At 70.1% G+C, this 18208-nt stretch carries 14 protein-coding genes; 4 read left to right on the top strand and 10 right to left on the bottom strand.

Features of this window, described 5'->3' with window-relative positions:
* Positions 1-29: 29 nt before the first annotated feature.
* The 4 genes from ACQP0P_RS04370 to fdxA all read right to left on the bottom strand — a co-directional run bounded on the left by ACQP0P_RS04370 (position 30) and on the right by fdxA (position 3390).
* Positions 30-848 carry a fumarylacetoacetate hydrolase family protein gene (locus tag ACQP0P_RS04370; RefSeq protein ID WP_433371180.1) on the bottom strand — a complete coding sequence of 273 codons (819 nt, stop codon included), beginning with the start codon at positions 846-848 and terminating at the stop codon, positions 30-32.
* 419 nt (positions 849-1267) lie between these two features.
* Complete coding sequence (locus tag ACQP0P_RS04365) at positions 1268-2044, bottom strand: IclR family transcriptional regulator (RefSeq protein ID WP_433371177.1); 777 nt, start codon at positions 2042-2044, stop codon at positions 1268-1270.
* A 54-nt stretch (positions 2045-2098) separates the two neighbouring features.
* A complete protein-coding gene (locus tag ACQP0P_RS04360; RefSeq protein WP_433371174.1) occupies positions 2099-3076 on the bottom strand; it encodes an NAD(P)/FAD-dependent oxidoreductase in 978 nt (325 codons plus the stop codon).
* Positions 3073-3390 (bottom strand): ferredoxin, encoded by a 318-nt coding sequence (gene fdxA, locus ACQP0P_RS04355; RefSeq protein WP_350930253.1) that lies wholly within the window; start codon positions 3388-3390, stop codon positions 3073-3075. Before fdxA ends, ACQP0P_RS04360 begins: the two co-directional genes overlap by 4 nt.
* A gap of 98 nt (positions 3391-3488) precedes the next feature.
* Between fdxA and ACQP0P_RS04350 the strand changes: the two genes are divergently transcribed.
* The 3 genes from ACQP0P_RS04350 (at position 3489) to serB (ending at position 6954) form a co-directional block, all read left to right on the top strand.
* A complete protein-coding gene (locus ACQP0P_RS04350) occupies positions 3489-4781 on the top strand; it encodes a hypothetical protein (RefSeq protein WP_433371171.1) in 1293 nt (430 codons plus the stop codon).
* A 99-nt stretch (positions 4782-4880) separates the two neighbouring features.
* Positions 4881-5657: an IclR family transcriptional regulator gene (locus tag ACQP0P_RS04345; RefSeq protein ID WP_433371168.1), complete on the top strand. Its 777-nt coding sequence runs from the start codon at positions 4881-4883 to the stop codon at positions 5655-5657.
* A gap of 76 nt (positions 5658-5733) precedes the next feature.
* On the top strand, positions 5734-6954 hold the full coding sequence (gene serB, locus ACQP0P_RS04340; RefSeq protein WP_433371165.1) for a phosphoserine phosphatase SerB: 1221 nt from the start codon (positions 5734-5736) through the stop codon (positions 6952-6954).
* Between the two features lie 41 nt (positions 6955-6995).
* On the opposite strand, the gene ACQP0P_RS04335 is transcribed toward serB, so the two are convergent.
* From ACQP0P_RS04335 to ACQP0P_RS04315, 5 genes are all read right to left on the bottom strand, one after another.
* Entirely contained in the window at positions 6996-9089 is a 2094-nt protein-coding gene (locus ACQP0P_RS04335) for an FUSC family protein (RefSeq protein WP_433371163.1), read from the bottom strand.
* 59 nt (positions 9090-9148) lie between these two features.
* On the bottom strand, positions 9149-9625 hold the full coding sequence (locus ACQP0P_RS04330; RefSeq protein WP_433371161.1) for a SixA phosphatase family protein: 477 nt from the start codon (positions 9623-9625) through the stop codon (positions 9149-9151).
* A 181-nt stretch (positions 9626-9806) separates the two neighbouring features.
* On the bottom strand, positions 9807-12140 hold the full coding sequence (locus ACQP0P_RS04325) for a sodium-translocating pyrophosphatase (protein ID WP_433371157.1): 2334 nt from the start codon (positions 12138-12140) through the stop codon (positions 9807-9809).
* Between the two features lie 424 nt (positions 12141-12564).
* Positions 12565-13011, bottom strand: a complete 447-nt coding sequence (locus ACQP0P_RS04320; RefSeq protein WP_343961791.1) for an ATP-binding protein — start codon at positions 13009-13011, stop codon at positions 12565-12567.
* A gap of 2 nt (positions 13012-13013) precedes the next feature.
* Positions 13014-13364, bottom strand: coding sequence for an STAS domain-containing protein (locus tag ACQP0P_RS04315; protein WP_030916965.1), 351 nt, complete (start codon positions 13362-13364; stop codon positions 13014-13016).
* 223 nt (positions 13365-13587) lie between these two features.
* Between ACQP0P_RS04315 and ACQP0P_RS04310 the strand changes: the two genes are divergently transcribed.
* The gene (locus ACQP0P_RS04310; protein ID WP_433381678.1) at positions 13588-15870 is read left to right on the top strand and encodes a DEAD/DEAH box helicase; all 2283 of its coding nucleotides are present in this window, start codon (positions 13588-13590) and stop codon (positions 15868-15870) included.
* Positions 15871-16054: 184 nt separating this feature from the next.
* Here ACQP0P_RS04310 and ACQP0P_RS04305 read toward each other — a convergent pair whose 3' ends face one another.
* Positions 16055-18124, bottom strand: coding sequence for a hypothetical protein (locus tag ACQP0P_RS04305; protein ID WP_433371153.1), 2070 nt, complete (start codon positions 18122-18124; stop codon positions 16055-16057).
* Positions 18125-18208 lie beyond the last annotated feature (84 nt).

Raw genomic sequence — 18208 nt, 5'->3', positions numbered from 1 at the left:
AACTGCGAAGGCTCTGGGAAGGGGGGAACTCAGCGGTACCGGGTGCGCAGCGGCAGCACGCCGGCGACGGACACCTCCACCTCGTCACCGGGACGCAGGAAGACCCCGCGGTCCTGGCCCGTGCCCGCCGGGGTACCGGTCAGCACGACGTCGCCGGGTCGTAGCGCGGCGAAGTGGGAGATCCTGGAGATCAGCTCGGGCACGGCGAAGATCAGTTCCGCCGTGCTGGAGTCCTGCCGGACCGTTCCGTTCACGCCGGTCCTGACAGTGATCTTCTCGGGGTCGTCGACCGCCGAGAGTTCGAGCACCGAGGCACCGAGCGCGCCGAAGCCGGGGAAGCTCTTGGCCAGGGTGGGGGTCGCGGTGGCGACCATGACGTCACGCGCGGTCATGTCGTTGGCCGCCGTGATGCCGGCGATGTGCCTCCACACCTCACCGGGCGGGGTGCGGTGCATCGGCCACCCGATCACGAAGGCGACCTCGCCCTCGTAGTCCACCTGGCTGGAACGGTCCTGCGGCAGCGTCACCTCCGCTCCCGGCGCGGACACCGCCGAGGGCGACCGGAGGAAGAGGATGGGTTCCGAGGGGACGGACCGCCCGGTCAGCCGTGCCTTCGACAGGTAGTTCAGCCCCACACCCCAGATGGCCCCGGTGCTGCCCAGCGGGGCCAGGAGCTCCTCAGGCCCGATCCGGCCCCGCTCCCGCGCGGCGTGCGCGGGGGCGAAGCCCTCACCCGCCGCGAGCAGCTCCGCCACATCGGCGAAGGGCAGGTCCAGCAGGACGGCGCCGTCACCGTCGAGGTCACCGTCGAGACGTGCCAGACCACGCGGCGTGGCGATCAGGTTCACGCTTCCTCCCTGGAGAGCGAGCCGCCGCAGGCGGTGGCGAGGAGGACTGTCGCGAAAGCCATGACGGCCCCTGCGCGTCGCGTACCCATGCTTGCTCCTACTCCTCTCGCCGCCGCTCCGGGGGAGACGGCGAGGGTTCAGGGGGGTGGTTTTTCTCGGGGCATCGGCGGGCGGGCGCGCCAGTGGCGGGGTTCCCCACCGCCGTGCCAGGTCAACCGGGCTTCATGAACGTACGAGGAACGCTTGGCACGTGTCAAGATGCGGAATCACATCTCGCATTGCGTCACATTGCAGGCGTGCTTGAGCACTGCGGGAGACCACCTGCGATTTCCGGAAAGAATGTCTGATCAGCGAGAACGCACGCCGACGGGACACGCCGCCGCGCTGTGATCTCCGCTTCCGAGCCCGTTGGCCCGCGCTCAGACGGGCGTGGTGCCGCCCAGCTCACGCGACAGGTCGCGCGCCACCCCCAGCAGCACGGCGGCGGCCTGCGTCTCCAGGTCGCCCGCGAGGGAGGCCACCGTGCCGAGGACCGCCATCGAGGCGACCACCTGGTCACCCTCGAAGACCGGCGCCGCGAGCACGCGCACCCCGTGGTCCACCGGAGAGTTGATCGCGAGCCCGGTCCGCCGGACCTCCTTGAGGAGTTCACGCAGCTCCGCGGAGGCCCGCAGCCGCCGCGCGAGCCCGGGTACCTCTCCCGCGGGCAGGTAGGCGCAGAAGATCCGGCCCTGGGCCGAGCGGGTGACGTCGAGCTGCGAGCCGGTACGGACGCTCAGCCGGATGTCGCCGAGGGTGTTGTCCACGCAGCTGACCACCACCGGGCACTCACCGTTCCAGACGCTGAGCACGACCGTCTGGTTGATCTCGCGCATGAGCAGTTCGAGGTGGGGGGCGGCGGCCGCGGCGATGGGCAGCCCGGCCCGCGCGGCGGCCTCCAGCCCGAGCAGCTGGGGACCGAGCGAGTACAGCGCGCTACGCGGGTCGTAGCGGAGCAGGTTGGCCGCCCGCAACGCCCTGGCGTACCGGTGGGCGGTGGGCTTGCTGACCCCCAGGCGCGTGGTGATCTCATTGAGGCTCAGCCAGGGACGCTCGATGGTGAAACCACTCAGGATCAGCGCGGCGCGCCGCACCGTCTGGATGGCGGGCACCTCGTCGGCCACGTCGACGTCGCCGGGGTGCGCCTGATCCGCCATGCCGACTCCTCCGCACAGACCATCCGTTGGACCGGACTCTACCGACTGTCGAGCTCAGGCCGCATCGGAAGAATGGCCGGGCGTGGTACCGAGGGCGGGATTCACCAGCGGCGCCAGGTTGTTGACCGCCGCGGCGGCCTCGCCGAACCCGACGGAGATCAGCCGGACCTTGCCGTCATAGTCGCTGATGTCCCCGGCGGCGAACACCCTGGGCAGGTTCGTCCTCATCGACCGGTCGACGAGGACGTGCCGTTTACGCAGCTCAAGGCCCCACTTCTGGACAGGCCCGAGATCGGCTATGAAACCGAGTGCCGCCACCACGGTCTGGGCCGGCAGCGTGACGCGGTCGCCCTCCTTGACCTTCTCGACGACGACCTCACCGAGAAGGGGGTCGCCGCTGATCTCGGCGACCTCGTACGGGGTCAGCACCCGCACCGACGACGCGTGCAGCGTCGCCACGCTGCGCTCATGCGCGCGGAAGACGGGCCTGCGGTGCACGAGCGTCACCGAGCGCGCCAGCGGTTCCAGGGCGAGCGCCCAGTCCACCGCGGAGTCTCCGCCGCCGACCACCACGACGTCGTGGCCGGCCACCTCGTCCAGCCTGCGGACGAAGTAACGCAACCCCCGGCCCAGGTACTCCTCGCCCACGGGCAGCTCCCGAGGGGTGAAGGTGCCGATGCCCCCGGTGAGGAGCATGGCCTTGGCGCGCACCCGGGTACCCGCGTCGGTGACGACCTCCACGCCCTCCTCGTCGTGCAGCAGTTCGCAGGCGCTCTCCCCGAGCAGGAAGAGCGGATCGGCCTGAGCCGCCTGCGTCACCAGCTCGTCGACCAGCCGCTGCCCCTTCACCGCGGGAAACCCCGCGATGTCGAAGATGTCCTTCTCCGGGTAGAGCGCCGAGATCTGGCCGCCGGGCTCGGGCAGCGAGTCGATCACGGCGACGGACATGCCGCGAAAGCCCGCGTAGTAGGCGCCGTACAGCCCCGAGGGGCCCGCGCCGACGATCACCAGATCGACGTCGTACGCCGTCACGCCCCACCGCCGGGAGGCACCGCGGCGGGATGGTCGCTGCCGGTACGGCCGACCTTCCTGGCTCCGCCGGGAGAACCCAGATCGGCGAAGAACTCGGCGTTGATCTCGGCGAACCTGGTCGCCTCCGCCGGAAGGTCCTCCTGATGGAAGATCGACATCACCGGGCAGGCGGGTTCGCACCGGCCACAGTCGACGCACTCATCCGGATGGATGTACATCATCCGGTCGCCCTCATAGATGCAGTCGACCGGGCACTCCTCGACACACGATCTGTCCTGCACGTCCACACACGCGTCGGTCACGACGTAGACCATCAGTCCTCCCTCGTCGGCAACGTGGGGGAACAGTAGGATTCGGCCGCAAGCATTGTCAATATACGAGATGGCGTCTTGCATGGAGTTAACATGTGAACATGAAGAGCGATGCCCTGCGACAGCTGCGACACGCCACGGGCGCGGCGATCTCCAGCGGGCCGATCGTCGAGGCGATCCGGGTGATGGCCGCCGGCCCCAGCCCCCGGGGCCGGGAGCGCGCGACCGCGACCCGGCTGGCGGCGTGGGCCCGGAGCCGCTGGCCCGAGCTGCCCTGGAACATCCAGGCGGTCGGGGACGAGGGGGCGAACCTGACGTCCACCGCCGGCGGCTCGGGGCCCGAACTGCTCCTCTACTCCCACCTGGACACCTCCCTGTCCGGTGACGTCGAACACGACCGGTGGGCCACCGGGATCGACGAGGAGCCCGCGCCGCTCTCCGTGGACCCGGCGTCCGGCCTGCTGGCGGGTTTCGGCCTCGGCGTCGCCCGCGCACCCGCCGCCGCGGCGCTGGCGGGATACGTGGCCGCGGCCACGGCCCTGCGACGCCACGGCCTGCCACACCGCCTCTCCCTGCTCCTGGCCTCGGGCGGCACGCACTCGTCACCGTTCGCCCCCGCCGGGCCTTCGGGCATCGACGAGCATCTCCGGTCGCACCCGCTGCCCTCGGCCGCGGTGGTCGCCAAGTGCGGCCCGCGCGGCGTCCTGCACGAGGAGCCTGGAGCGATCTTCCTGCGCGTACGGCTGGGCGGCCCCTACCGGCCGGTGCTGGCCAGGGACGCGGGCGGCGGGCTCCTCGCCAACCTTGGCACCGCCACCGCGATCCTGGAGTCGTGGCGCACCGAGCACGTGGCGGCCAGGGCGGGCGCCGGTCGCCAGCTCGCCGCCGAGGCCGGCATCGGCGCGGTACGGGGAGGGCTCCTGGAGAAGCCCGACCTGCTGCCGGGCGTCGTGGAGCTCCACCTCTACCTGGTCACCGTCCCCGGCGACGACCCCGACGAGATCGCCCGGACCGTACTCGCCAGGATGCGGGCCGGAATCCCCGGCGGGCCACTGGACGGCTGCCGGGTGAGCGTGGACGCGCGGCTGGTCCATCCCGCCGGGGTGACCTCACCCGACGCCCCGGTGATCCGCCACGCGATCGCCGCCTGGCACGACGAGCACGGCGAACCCCCGCCCGCCGTCTCCGGCTGGAAGGGCTCGACGGACGGAGTGGTGCTGCGCGGCCACGGGGTCCCGACCGCCAGGGTCGGCCCGGCGGCCGGATCCGACCCGGCCGACCCCCGGCGGGACGTCTTCGATCCGCGGACGCTGGTGCGCTTCGCGCGCCTGTACGCCGGGATCGCCGTCAGGCACGCGCTCGGCGATGTCGAGGGACAGGGTCATCGACATTGAATGTTCTGGATGGCAGGATGCTGTCTCGCAATGCAAAATATACTCTCGGCGCCGAGCTGCCATACATAACGCGAGGGAACCAATATGGGTGACGACCCAGTGCCTAGCCTGAAAGGTGTCGCCGGCGAGAACAGAACCCCGGCGATCCAGACCGTCCAGCGGGCCGCGATGATCCTCAGCGCGTTCACGGTGAGCCGCCCGCACCTGACGCTCAACCAGCTCACCGCCAGCCTGGGCACCAGCAAGGCCACCGCGCACCGGTACACCAAGGCCCTGCGCGAGAGCAACCTGCTCCGCTACGACGAGCGCGAGGCGCTGTACTCCCTGGGGCCGCAGATCCTCACTCTCTCCGCCGCCGCCCGCGTCGGCATGCCCGTGATCGGCATCGCCGGGCCGTACATGCAGCGGCTCGTCAGGGAGATCGACGAGACCGTCGTGCTGAGCGTCTGGGACGGTGACACCGCCGTCGTCGTCCGCGTCGACGACAACACCGACCGCACCATAAGGGTCAGCGTCCGGATGGGCTCCCGCCTCTCGCGGACCGAGTCCGCCCAGGGCCGGGTCTTCTGCGCCTTCCTCCCCCCGGAGGACGTTCCCGGCCTCGAAGCGCAGCTGGCCGCCTCCCCCGAGCTGCGCCAGGAGCTCGTGAAAATCCGCGAGGACAACATCTCGGCCAACACCCCCTCCGTCAACGGCGTGCGCAGTATCGCCTCCCCCGTGTTCCGCGGCCCGGTTCTGCTGGCCGCGATGGCCATCGTCGGCACGACCTCCTCGGTTCCCGCGGGCACCCACTCCCCGCTCGCCGAGGCCCTGCGGCAGACCTCGGCCGAGGTGACGGCTGAGCTGGGCAAGGAACAGAATTCCCCTGGTCACTGACGTTCCGTGAACTCCAGGTGTCCGGATGGCGAACCGCATTCACGGTCGAAACCGGAGCCAAGTAGCGTAGGACCCGATGAACCAGCGCACGCTTCTGATCACGTTGACCGGTCCGGACCGCCCAGGCGTGACCTCACGCCTCTTCTCTGTTCTGGCCGGATTCCCCGTCGTCGTCGCCGACGTGGAGCAGGTCGTCATCCGCGGCCGGCTCACTCTCGGCGTCCTCGTCTCCTACGCGGGCGACACACCGACCGGCACCGGCGGCACCCTTGGTGCCCTCTGGACCACCGTCGAGCGGACCGCCGAGGATCTCGGTCTGCACGTGGAGATGTCCACCGGCTCCGATCCGAAGGAGAAGCGGCGCAGGGGACGGCTCAACGTCACCGTGCTCGGCGCGCCGCTGCAGCCCGCCGCCATGGCGGGCATCTCGGGGCGGATCGCCGCGGCCGGCGCCAATATCGACCGGATCGAGCGCCTGTCCAGCTATCCGGTGACCTGCATCGAGCTCTCCCTGTCCGGCGCCGACCCCGACACCCTGCGGGCCGAGCTGGCCGTCGAGGCGCACGCCCAGCAGGTGGACGTCGCCGTGCAGCGGACCGGCCTGCACCGCAGGGCCAAGCGGCTGATCGTGATGGACGTCGACTCGACGCTCATCCAGGCCGAGGTGATCGAGCTGCTGGCGGCGCACGCCGGCTGCCTGGAGGAGGTCGCCAGGGTCACCGAGGAGGCGATGCGCGGCGAGCTCGACTTCGCCGAGTCGCTGCGCCGCCGGGTCGCACTGCTGGAGGGCCTCTCCGCGGAGGTCTTCGAGAAGGTGCGCGAGGAGCTCGTGCTGACCCCCGGCGCCCGCACGCTGGTACGGACGCTCAAGCGGCTCGACTACCGGTTCGCGATCGTCAGCGGCGGGTTCACGCAGCTCACCGATGCCCTCGTGGAGGACCTCGGGATCGACTACTCCGCGGCCAACACCCTGGAGGTCGTCGACGGCGTGCTCACCGGGCGGGTCGTCGGGGAGATCGTCGACCGGCCTGGCAAGGCACGGGCGCTGGAGCGCTTCGCCCGCGAGGCGGGCATCCCGATCAGCCAGACCGTCGCCATCGGCGACGGCGCCAACGACCTGGACATGATCGCGGCGGCCGGCCTCGGCATCGCGTTCAACGCCAAGCCGGTGGTCCGCCGCGCCGCGGACACCGCGGTCAACGTGCCCTACCTCGACTCGATCCTCTACCTGCTCGGCATCCCCCGCGCCGAGGTGGAGGACGCCGACGCCGAGGACGGCGTCACCACCAACCGCTGAACACACCGGCCCTGGCCGCCCTCGCCCCCGGACGATCGCGGCTAACAGGTCCTCGGGGCGGTCAGGGAGGCCAACCGTACGGCTTCGGCGCTGAGACCCCGCAGAGCGGGCCGCGCGGCGGCGGCGTGCCTGATGCTACGCCGCAGACCCGTCATCCTGTCGCCCGCCCCCTCGGCCAGCTCGTCCAGGCGGCGGGCGGCCAGCTCGTCCACATACGCGCCGAGTTCGTCGAGGGCCCGATCCAGGTCGTCGGGCGGCGTTCCCGGCCGGTCCGTCCTGACCCCCTCGGCGGCCCTCTCCAACCGGTCGGCGACGAGGTCGAGGACCGTCACCGTGGGCCCGGCCTCGTTCCCGGGTGGCGGTATCGCGAACAGCGCGAGCGCGTTGTCCCGCAGCCGCCCGGCCACCGTCACCGCATCCCGCAGGCGCCGCGGCGCGGCGCCGCCCGGCTCCTTGTCCAGTCCGTCGAGCGAGTCGGCGAGCCGCCCGGCGGCGTCGGACGCCGAGGAGATCCGTGCGTTCACCTCCTTGGGGTCCTGGTCGATCAGTGACCGCACCAGCGCGGCGTGCCGATCGAGCATCTCCGCGATGGCGGCGGTCAGCGTGGCCCGATGCCCCCTGGACCACAGCAGCCGGGCGAAGAGCAGCGCCAGCACGCCACCCATGATCGTGAGCACCACCCTGGCCGCGGCCGCGCCCCAGTCGAGCGACAGGGCGAAGTCGGCCAGCATCAGCGAGAGCGGTGTGGCGAGCATCATCCAGTACCCGTAGCCGCACCCGCGCAGCGCGAAGCCCAACGCCGCGCAGACGGAGACGAACAGCGTCAGATACAGATGCCCCGGCGCGACCGCCAGCACCACCGCCCCGGCCACCGCGCCCACGGCCGTGCCCAGCACCCGCAGCCGCACCCGATCCACCGTGTCGCGATAGGTCGGGCGGAGGCTGACCGCCACGGTCACCACGAACCATTTGGCGTAGTGCTCGTGGATCACCAGCATCAGTACCATGGCCGCGGTCACCGCCAGGCCCACTCTGATCGGGTGGTAACCGGTCGTGATCACCGGTTTTCCCGACCGTACGAACTTCGGCAGGCGCGGCCCCACCTCGATACTCTCCGCCGCCTGCCGCTCCACCGAGCGCACGGCCATCGCGATCCGGTCCACACATCGGGTCACCTGCCCCAGCAGTGCGGCCGCGGGCAGCGGCGTGTCCCCCGCACGAGCGGTTCTGCGGATCTCCTCCACACTGTCGGCGAACCGCCCGACGGCGGCCAGCGCCCCCGGCATCTCGGCCGAGCCGCCAAGCAGTACCGCCTCTCGCAGCGCGTGGGCCAGCACCCCGATCGCCTCGTCCAGCTCCCGGGTCCACCCCGTCCCGGCTCTCGCCTCCACGGCCGCCGCGCGCAACACGCGCAACGCGATCGTCTGCTGGAAGATGCGGGTCAGCGTGGCCGAGAGCCGCTCCGAGGCCCCGTCGTCCTCCCCGACGACCCGGTAGAGGGAGAGCGCCGCCTCCAGATCCTTGAGCGCGGTGGCGGCCCGGTGGCGCAGCGACTCCCAGCTCTCGTCCGCGAGCGGTGCCCGTCCCCCGCCGGCCAGGAGGTCGGCGAGCGCCGTACCCGCCTCCTCCACGGTCCTGCGCAGCGGCCTGCCGCGGCGTAACGGCCAGATCGTCATGACCATCAGCACGGCCAGCAGGCCACCGCAGGCCGAGGCCCCCATGTGGAACAGCACGCCCATGGTGGAAGAGCCGAAGTAGGTCAAGGTCACGGAGAGGATCGCGGGTATGCCCAGCGCCCGCCAGTAGATGCCCGCCGCCGCGACCAGGCCGACCACCACGGCGGCGATCGGCCACGGGTGGGGGTGGATGAGCGCGCCGAGTCCGGAGCCGAGCGTGACGGTGGCCGTGGTGGTGAGCAACCTTCTGACCCGGTCGCCGTACAGCTGCCCGGGGGCGTCGCCGAAGAGCGTCAGGTAGCCGCCCAGAGCCACCGAGGCGCCCTCCGCGAGACGGCCGAGGAGAACGCCGAGCAGCAGCGGGAGGCAGACGACCAGCATGCACAGCAGGCCGTACGTCCAGGCGGGACGCCCGGAGAGCCGGAAGTCGGCACGCAGCATGTCGACGAGCCTGCGCATGCCACCCCCGATCCCGGGAGCTCCCCCGTGCCTCGTTACGCCTCGTTACGCCCTGGCCCTCAGGGCTCCTTGGGGCTCCATCTGGCGATCCCGCGACCGGCGTCGAGCTCCGCCCACTCGCCGTCCACCTCGATGACGGCGAACGCCCCTGGCGGGAACCCGGCGTCGCCGTCGTCCTCCTCGGTGAGCTGCCTGACCAGCTCGTGGACGCCGGGGTTGTGACCGACCAGGACCAGCGTGCGCACCTGCGGATCACTCCGCCGGATCAGCGTCAGCAGCTCGTCGGGGTAGGCCTCGTAGACGGCCGGTTCGAAAAGGACGTCCGCACCGGGAAGGGCCAGCTTCGCGGTCTGCCGGGTGCGCACCGACGGCGAGCAGATCACCAGGTCGGGGCGGAGGTCCTGGGCGGCGAGGGCCTCACCGACCCTGCGGGCGTCGTGCTCGCCGTCGGCGCTGAGGGGACGCTCGCGATCGGCGAGACCGGGGGCGTTGACCGCCTTGGCGTGACGCAGCACGACGAGCGTGCGCGCCGTCATCTCGAAGCCCACATGGCAAGGCCCACGATCACCGCGAACACCACGGCCATCGCCAGCAGGATGAGGATGAGAGTTCTGCCTCCGGAGGGCTGCTGTTCCATATCGGCCAGTTTCCCACCGAGACGGTCCGCACATGCAGAAGGGGTGCACGCGGCCCGTGCACCCCTTCGTCAAACATTGCTCAGCTGGAGACCTGCTCCGGCTCGCGGTCGCTGTTGTTCTCCTCCGTCGGGGCGATGCCCGCCGAACGACGCTTGGAGATGACCACCGCGGCGATGACGACGCCCACCGCGAGCACCGTGATGCCGATGCGCAGCGTCGGGCTGTCCGCGTAGGCCACCACGGCCGGGGCGATCAGCAGCGCCACCAGGTTCATCACCTTGAGGAGCGGGTTGATCGCCGGTCCGGCGGTGTCCTTGAACGGGTCACCGACGGTGTCACCGATGATGGTGGCCTCGTGGGACTGCGAGCCCTTGCCGCCGTGGTGACCATCCTCGACGAGCTTCTTGGCGTTGTCCCAGGCTCCGCCGGAGTTGGCCAGGAACACCGCCATGAGCGTGCCGCACGCGATGGCACCGGCCAGGAACGCGCCGAGCGGCGCGTAGCCGAGGGCGAAACCGACGGCGATCGGGGTCAGCACGGCCAGCAGGCCGGGCGTGGCCAGCTCCCGCAGCGAGTCACGGGTGCAGATGTCCACGACCCTGCCGTAGTCGGGCAACTCCGTGCCGGCCATGATCCCCGGCTTGGTGCGGAACTGCTCGCGTACCTCGAAGACCACCCGACCGGCCGCGCGGCCGACCGCCATGATCGCGAGGCCGGAGAACATGAACACCACCGCGGCGCCGATGATCAGGCCGACCAGCACGTTCGGGGAGTCGACGCTCAGGCTGAACGTGCTGAAGGAGCCCAGCGCCTCCTTGACGGACGCGCCCGCCTTGACCAGCTCGCTTTCGACCGCCGTACGGAACGCGCCGAACAGCGCGGTCGCGGCGAGCACGGCCGTGGCGATCGCGATGCCCTTGGTGATGGCCTTGGTGGTGTTTCCGACGGCGTCCAGCGAGGTGAGGACCTGGGCACCCTCGCCCTCGACGTCCCCGGACATCTCGGCGATGCCCTGGGCGTTGTCGGAGACAGGACCGAAGGTGTCCATCGACACGATCACGCCGACCGTGGTCAGCAGGCCCGTGCCCGCCAGCGCCACGGCGAACAGCGCGACCGTGACGTTGCCGAAGCCCAGCAGGAACGCGCCGTAGACGGCGGCTCCGATGACCAGCGCGGAGTAGACGGCCGACTCCAGGCCGACGCTGATGCCGGACAGGATGACCGTGGCGGGACCGGTGCGGGAGCTCTCGCCGATGTCCCGCACCGGACGACGGTTCGTCTCGGTGAAGTAGCCGGTGAGGACCTGGATGGCGCTTGCCAGCACCAGGCCGATGAGCACCGCCCCGATCGCGATCAGGCGCGGGTCGGAGGTGATCGCGGCGATCTCCGGGCTCACCCCGGTCAGCCCGGAGAAGCTGGCCGGCAGGTAGAGGTAGGCCGCGACCGCGACGAGGACGGCCGAGATGGCCGCCGAGATGAAGAAGCCCCGGTTGATCGCGGCCATCGCGTTGCGGTCGCCGGCGCGCGGGGCGGTGACGAAGATGCCGATGATCGCCGTGATCACACCGATCATCGGCACGATCATCGGGAACACCAGTCCCTCGACACCGAAGGCCACCTTGCCCAGGATCAGGCTGGCGACGAGCATGACCGCGTAGGACTCGAACAGGTCGGCGGCCATGCCCGCGCAGTCGCCCACGTTGTCGCCCACGTTGTCGGCGATGGTGGCGGCGTTGCGCGGATCGTCCTCGGGAATGCCCTGCTCGACCTTGCCGACCAGGTCGGCACCGACGTCGGCGGCCTTGGTGAAGATGCCGCCGCCGACCCGCATGAACATCGCGAGCAGCGCGGCGCCGAAGCCGAAGCCCTCCAGCACGGCCGGGGCGTTGCCCCCGTAGGTGATCACCACCACGGCCGCGCCGAGAAGGCCGAGGCCAACGGTGATCATTCCGGCCACGCCGCCGGTGCGGAAGGCGATCCGCATCGCGAGCTTCTCACCCGACTCGCGGGCGGCGGCGGCGACGCGGACGTTGCCGCGGACCGCCAGCCACATGCCGATGAATCCGGTCAGCGCGGAGAACAGCGCGCCGACGACGAAGAAAGCCGATCTGCCGATCCGCACGCCGGTCGTCTCCGCCGGGAGAAGGTACAGCAGGAACGGGATCAGGATGACGAACAGCGCGAGCGTCCGGAACTGCCGGGTAAGATACGCGGAAGCCCCTTCCTGGACGGCTCGCGCGATGTTTTGCATACGCTCGGTGCCTTGGCCGGCGGCCAGCACTTCCCGCACCAGTGTGCCGGCGACGGCGAGTGCGAGCAGTGCCACGACGGCGACCACGATCACGATGTTGAAGTGGTAACCACTCAGGGATACCGCTGGCTCTTCGACAGCGGCGAGATGGAGCACAGACATCCGACTCTCCTTGGCAAGACGGGAACACGTCCTGCCCGGAGTGCGCTGCCGAAGTGGTTAGACGAGCGGAGCGGCGCACATCCGGGATGGTTGGCAGTGCCGCTTCCAGTTGCAGACCCCCACGGAGGACGGCTCGCGTGCGGGCCGCTCCGAAGGATAAACCTTGGCCGGTCCCGGGAGTCTACGCAGCGAGGACGCGGATATGAAGCCTCTGCCTGCGGACAATTGACGCCGAGTCCAGCGCCTTTTACCGACCGTCCTGCTTATAACGGCATTTTGCCTGTCACACCTACCCCACCAGCCTCTGTTTCCCCCCAATTTCGGGTGGGAAATATCATGGTTATGTTTTGTCCAAAACTGGGTGTCCCACGACGAACAGCCGGGCGTGTCCAGATGGACACGCCCGGCTGTTCGAAGTCTTCTGTCAGGCCGGAGACAGGCCGTTCGTCGCCGCGGGCCAGCTCATGCGGATACACATGCCCTTCTGGCTCGGGTAGACCTGAACATCGTCGGCCAGTCCCGCGATGACCGCGATGCCGAAGCCGGCCATCAGATCATCGGGAAGTTGCCCGAACGGATCGTCGAACCCCAGGAGGCCGCGATCGTGCTCCAGTTCGTCACTGGGGGCGGAGTCGGTGACGGTCACCTCGAAGCGCCCTGAGTCATCACGTAGCTCGATACGGATCGGCTCTCCCGGACAGTGGAGGCGGTGCGCCTCCACGGCCCGCGAGCACGCCTCACCGACAGCGAGCCGTACCTCGTCCAGCAGTGACTCCTGCACACCGGTGCGTCTGGCGATCGCCGTGGCGACCAGACGTGCCGTGCGCACGTGCGCGGGGAGAGCGCTGAACGTCAGTTCGACGGTAGCCACGACTACTTGTCTCGACCGTGAGCTTCCTTGGCCTCGTCGACCGAGGCGTAGATACCGAAGACCTTCGTCAGCCCGGTGATCCGGAAAATCTTCAGGATGCGCTCCTGAGTGCAGACAAGCTCCAGTGAGCCATCGTGCGCCCTAACTCGCTTGAGCCCGCCGACCAGGACACCAAGGCCCGTGGAGTCAAGGAAGTCGACCTTCTCCATGTTGACGAGCAGGTGGAAATTCCCCTTGTTGACCAGGTCGATCAGGAGCTCACGCAATCTGGGCGCGGTGTAGACATCAATCTCACCCTCGACCTCAACGATGGTGAGACGGTCCTCGGAATGGTGGTCCAACTTCAGATCCACAGATCCTCCAGCGCCTTGCCTGCGAAAGTACCGATTCGAGCGTGCCCTCCTGGGACCGGATGATCCCCGGACGACAAGCCCCGACGCGCGGCATTCAACCATGCGTACGCTCAGTGTCTATACGAAATCACGATTCCCGGCGACTCTGCCCACAGATGTGAGACTGAAACCAGTGACCCCGCCCTCATCCTCGCCCCTCCGAGCGGGTAACGCCCTCAATCGCCTGCTCGATGTTCCCGCACGTCGCGACCGTGTCACCCATGTGGAGCACGTTCCCGCACGTCAGGCCGGTAAGACCCGGTGGCCGGACTGGGTTGACCAGCGATTGGTTACGCGCTGGGCGAACCACGGCGTTTCTGGCCTGTGGCCGCATCAGGCCGAGGCCGCCGAGCTGGCCCACCGTGGCCAAAACGTGATCATCTCCACCGGGACCGCCTCGGGCAAATCCCTCTCCTACCTGGTCCCGGCGCTTTCCGCGACGCTCGACGGCGGCACGATCCTCTACCTGTCCCCCAGCAAGGCTCTGGCCGCCGACCAGCTCCGCGCGCTGCGCGAGCTCGACCTGCCCGAGCTCCGTGCCGCCACCTACGACGGCGACACCTCCTTCGAGGAGCGGACCTGGGTACGCAGGCACGCCAACTACGTCCTCACCAACCCGGACATGCTCCATCGCGGCCTGCTGCCCCGTCACGCCCAGTGGTCGGCCTTCTGGCGGAGGCTCCGGATGGTCGTCGTGGACGAGTGCCACGGCTACCGAGGCGTGTTCGGCTCCCACGTCGCGCAGATCCTGCGCCGCCTGCGCCGGATCTGCGCGCGCTACGGCTCACACCCGACCTTTCTGCTCTCCTCGGCGACGGCCAGCGAGCCCGGGGCCTTCGCGAGACGTCTGACAGGCCTCCAGATGGCCGAGGTGACCACGGACGCCTCTCCCCGCGGCTCGACCACCTTCGCGCTGTGGGAGCCACCCCTGACCGATCTGCGGGGCGAGGGCGGGGCACCTGTCCGCCGCCCCGCGACCGCCGAGAGCGCGGACCTCCTGGCCGACCTCGTCGTCTCCGAGGTGCGGACCCTGGCCTTCGTCCGCTCCCGGCGGGCCGCCGAGTCCGTGGCCCTCACCACACGGGCCAGGCTCGGTGACCTCGTCGCCGACGGGAGCGTGCCCACGGACCTGCCCGACAAGGTGGCGGCCTACCGGGCGGGCTACCTGGCCGAGGATCGCAGGGGACTGGAAAAGGCACTGCGTTCAGGGGAGCTGCTCGGCCTGGCGACGACCAACGCCCTGGAACTCGGCGTCGACGTCTCCGGGCTGGACGCCGTGCTCATCGCGGGGTGGCCGGGAACCCGCGCCTCACTCTGGCAGCAGGCCGGGCGGGCCGGAAGGGACGGGCAGGACGCGCTGGCGGTGCTGATCGCCAGGGACGACCCCCTGGACACCTATCTCGTCCACCATCCCGAGGCCCTGTTCGGCAGGCCGGTGGAGACGATCGTGCTCGATCCCGGCAACCCGTACGTGCTGGGCCCCCACCTGTGCGCGGCGGCCGCCGAGATCCCGCTGACCCACGACGACCTGGACATCTTCGGCCCGACCAGTAAGGAGGTGCTCGCGGACCTGGTCGGTGACGGGCTGCTCAGGGAACGCGCCGCGGGCTGGTTCTGGACCAGCAGGGGACGCGCCACCGACCTCGCCGACATCCGCGGGTCGGGCGCCGCGCCGGTCCAGGTCGTCGAGATGTCCACCGGACGGCTGCTCGGCACCGTGGACGAGCCCTCGGCTCACTCCACCGTGCACGCCGGCGCCGTCTACGTGCACCAGGGAGAGACGTTCCTGGTGGCCGAACTCGACCTGGAGGCGGGGGTCGCGCTGGTCGAGGCCGGGGCACCCGACTACACGACCTTCGCCAGGGATGTCACCGATATCTCGGTCATCGAGTCCCTCAGCTCGCACCCCCTCGGTCCTGGAGAGCTCCACTTCGGCTCGGTGGAGGTGACCAGCCAGGTCGTGGCCTATCTCAAGCGCCGGGCCCAGAGCGGCGAGCTCATGGGAGACGAACCCCTCGACCTGCCCCCGCGCACGCTGCGGACCCGCGCCGTCTGGTGGACGCTGCCCACCTCGGCGATCATCCCCCTGATCGAGGACGGCCTGGACCTCGGCGGCGCCGCGCACGCGGCCGAACACGCCTCCATCGGCCTGCTGCCGCTCTTCGCGACCTGCGACCGCTGGGACATCGGAGGCGTCTCCACCGAACTCCACGCCGACACGGGGTTGCTCACCGTCTTCGTCTACGACGGGCACGAGGGCGGCGCCGGCTTCGCCGAGCGCGGCTACGCCCGCGCGCGCGACTGGCTCACGGCCACCCGCGAGGCCATCGCCTCGTGCGAGTGCGAACGCGGCTGCCCCTCGTGTATCCAGTCCCCCAAGTGCGGCAACGGCAACGAACCCCTCGACAAGGCCGGAGCCCTCCGCCTGCTGGCCGTCCTGCTCTCCTCCGGCGAACCGCGGATGTGAGGGCCGTGGATGTGAGGGCCGTGGATGTGAGGGCCGTGGAACACCCCGGCAGCGGGCCGGGCACCGGCCTTCCGGAGACTCGGCCTTCCGGAGACTCGGCCTTCCGGAGACTCGGCCTTCCGGAGACTCGGCCTTCCGGAGACTCGGCCTTCCGGAGACTCGGCCTTCCGGAGACGATGTCGGATCAGCTCATGCCCGGAGTGAAGCGATGCCCCGAGGAGGAGAGGCCATCGCGGTTTCGTCGCTCGTCCCGGCCGTCGTCGTCACGGTCCTCGGCCCAGAAATCGGTCGCGCCGGGCTGCGGGCGCTCCCAGAACCCGCTGTCCTCCATGGAACGGGGCGCAGGCGGAAGGTAGTCGTCCCATCGGTCAGCCGTCGGGGCCACGACCTGGCCGGCATCACCGACCTCAGAGGGCGGAGCCGTGACGGAAGAGGGATCCGCGTCCGGCTGCCCGGCCTGCCCGGTCTCCGCGTGCTCAACCTCCGCGTGCTCAACCTCCGTCTGGCGGGTCCCCTCCCGCTGTGACTCCGTCTCGCGACCGGCGGCTTTCCGGACCGAGGCCAGCCGAACCGAAGCCGGCTGAACCGAGATCGGCTGAACCGGGGCATCCTTAATCGAGATGCGCTGAGCCGGGACGCGCCGGGCCGGAGCCGACTCGGCCGAGATGTTCCGCTCCGGCACGGGCCGATCCGGGGCAGACCGATCCGGGGCAGACCGATCCGGGGCAGACCGATCCGGGGCAGACCGATCCGGAGACTGCCGGGGAGAGTAGGGGCGGACCGAACCACGGGAATCGGGCGACGGGCTCCCCGGGGCCAGACCGGTCTTGACCACGGCGAGGATGACCGCGGGACGCCGTGGATCGACAGTGACAGCGGTGCCGCCCTTGCCCGCCACACCACCCCTGCCGCCGGTGCCGGTCGTGCCGCTCCTGTCCGCCGTACCGCCTCGGCCCGTCGTCCTGGCGTCCCTCTTCGAGTCCCTCCCACCGAGCGGCTCGGGCACGAGGGGCGCGGCCTGCCCGTCGCTCCCTCCGTCACGGCGCCTGTCTCCGCCGGCGGAACCGTCCCCCACGGCCAGTAGCCTGCGACGGATCCAGGCTCCACCGTGCGCGCTGAGAAGCAGCAGGACGAGAGCACCGGCGATGAACATGCCGTACTGGCTCATACCGCCGGTCTGTACGTCAGATGACCCCGCTGTGGTGTTCGCATTCGGGGCGGAGTCCGCCTTGGTCACACCGGTCGCTCCGGAGCCGGGGGCACTGTCCGCGCCTTCCCTGTTCCCCTGATCGCCGCCGGCCCCCTCATTCGTCTCCTCGGCCTGCTCGGCGCCCGGCGAGGTGGCATCGCCGCCATTCTCCGCCTTTTCCGAAACCCCAGGCTTCTCCGTTGGCGCGACCACTGTTCCCGACGACCGGTTCGAGGCCGCCGTGGGCTTCTTCGCGGGCAACTGCGGAAGGTCGTGGACTCCGGCCTGCTTGTTCTCGCTCCTCTTCCCGCTTTTCCTGGTGTTCTGCTGACTGCCCGTGTCGCTCTGGCTCGATCCGCTCCGGGGGCCGGAACTCTCCTGGCCACCGGTTTTCCTGCCGCTCTTCGCCACCGTGGCCGCCGGCACCTTCACCGAGGCGACGGCCGAGTTGCCCGAGGAGAGCGTGCCGCCACCGCCGTTGCCGCGCAGGGCCCGCACCGTGAACCCGATCCGCTGTCCGGCCGCCTTCGCCGGAACGGCCAGGGTCGCCCTGCACGAACTCCCGGAACACGCGCTGCCCACCCGCACGGACCCGACTCTGCCGGTCCTGCTCGTGGAGATCACATAACCCTGCAGGTCAGGCTCAGCACCCCTGCTCCATCTGACGACCACCTGCTTGCCGTGCAACCGGGCGCTCACCCCGCTCGGCGTCGCCGGAGGAACGGCCTGGACCAGGGTCCTGCCGGTCTGGTGCCACTTGGCTCCGAGCACCTTGCCCCGCTGTTCGAGCCTGATCCGGTAACTGCCGTTCCGGTGATAGCGGGGATTCCAGGCGTAGGAGACTTTTTGATCTCCCTTCGCCACCTGCCTGCCATTGACGAAAAGGACCGCGTCGAACAGAAGATCAACTCTGCCGGAAAGGATCACTGTGCTGTTGGAGGTCACCCGGGACGGGACGTTCAGCCGCGCCACGGCCTGCGCCGGATTCGCGGCGGTGAGCACAAAGGACATGGAAATGATCGGCGCGATCACCGTCATGGCGACCAGTCTGCGAACTACTGTCACGACGTTTCCCTTCGTCGAGAACCGCGCGTCAGCCGGCCATCCGCCCCCCCATAAGGTCACCCGTACCGCCACCCGGCGGCCAGA

This window comes from Streptosporangium sp. CA-115845 (assembly GCF_050943795.1).
Taxonomy (GTDB): Bacteria; Actinomycetota; Actinomycetes; order Streptosporangiales; family Streptosporangiaceae; genus Streptosporangium.
The sequence above is the reverse complement of the archived record's forward strand: the minus strand, read 5'-3'. Positions and strand labels throughout refer to the sequence as shown.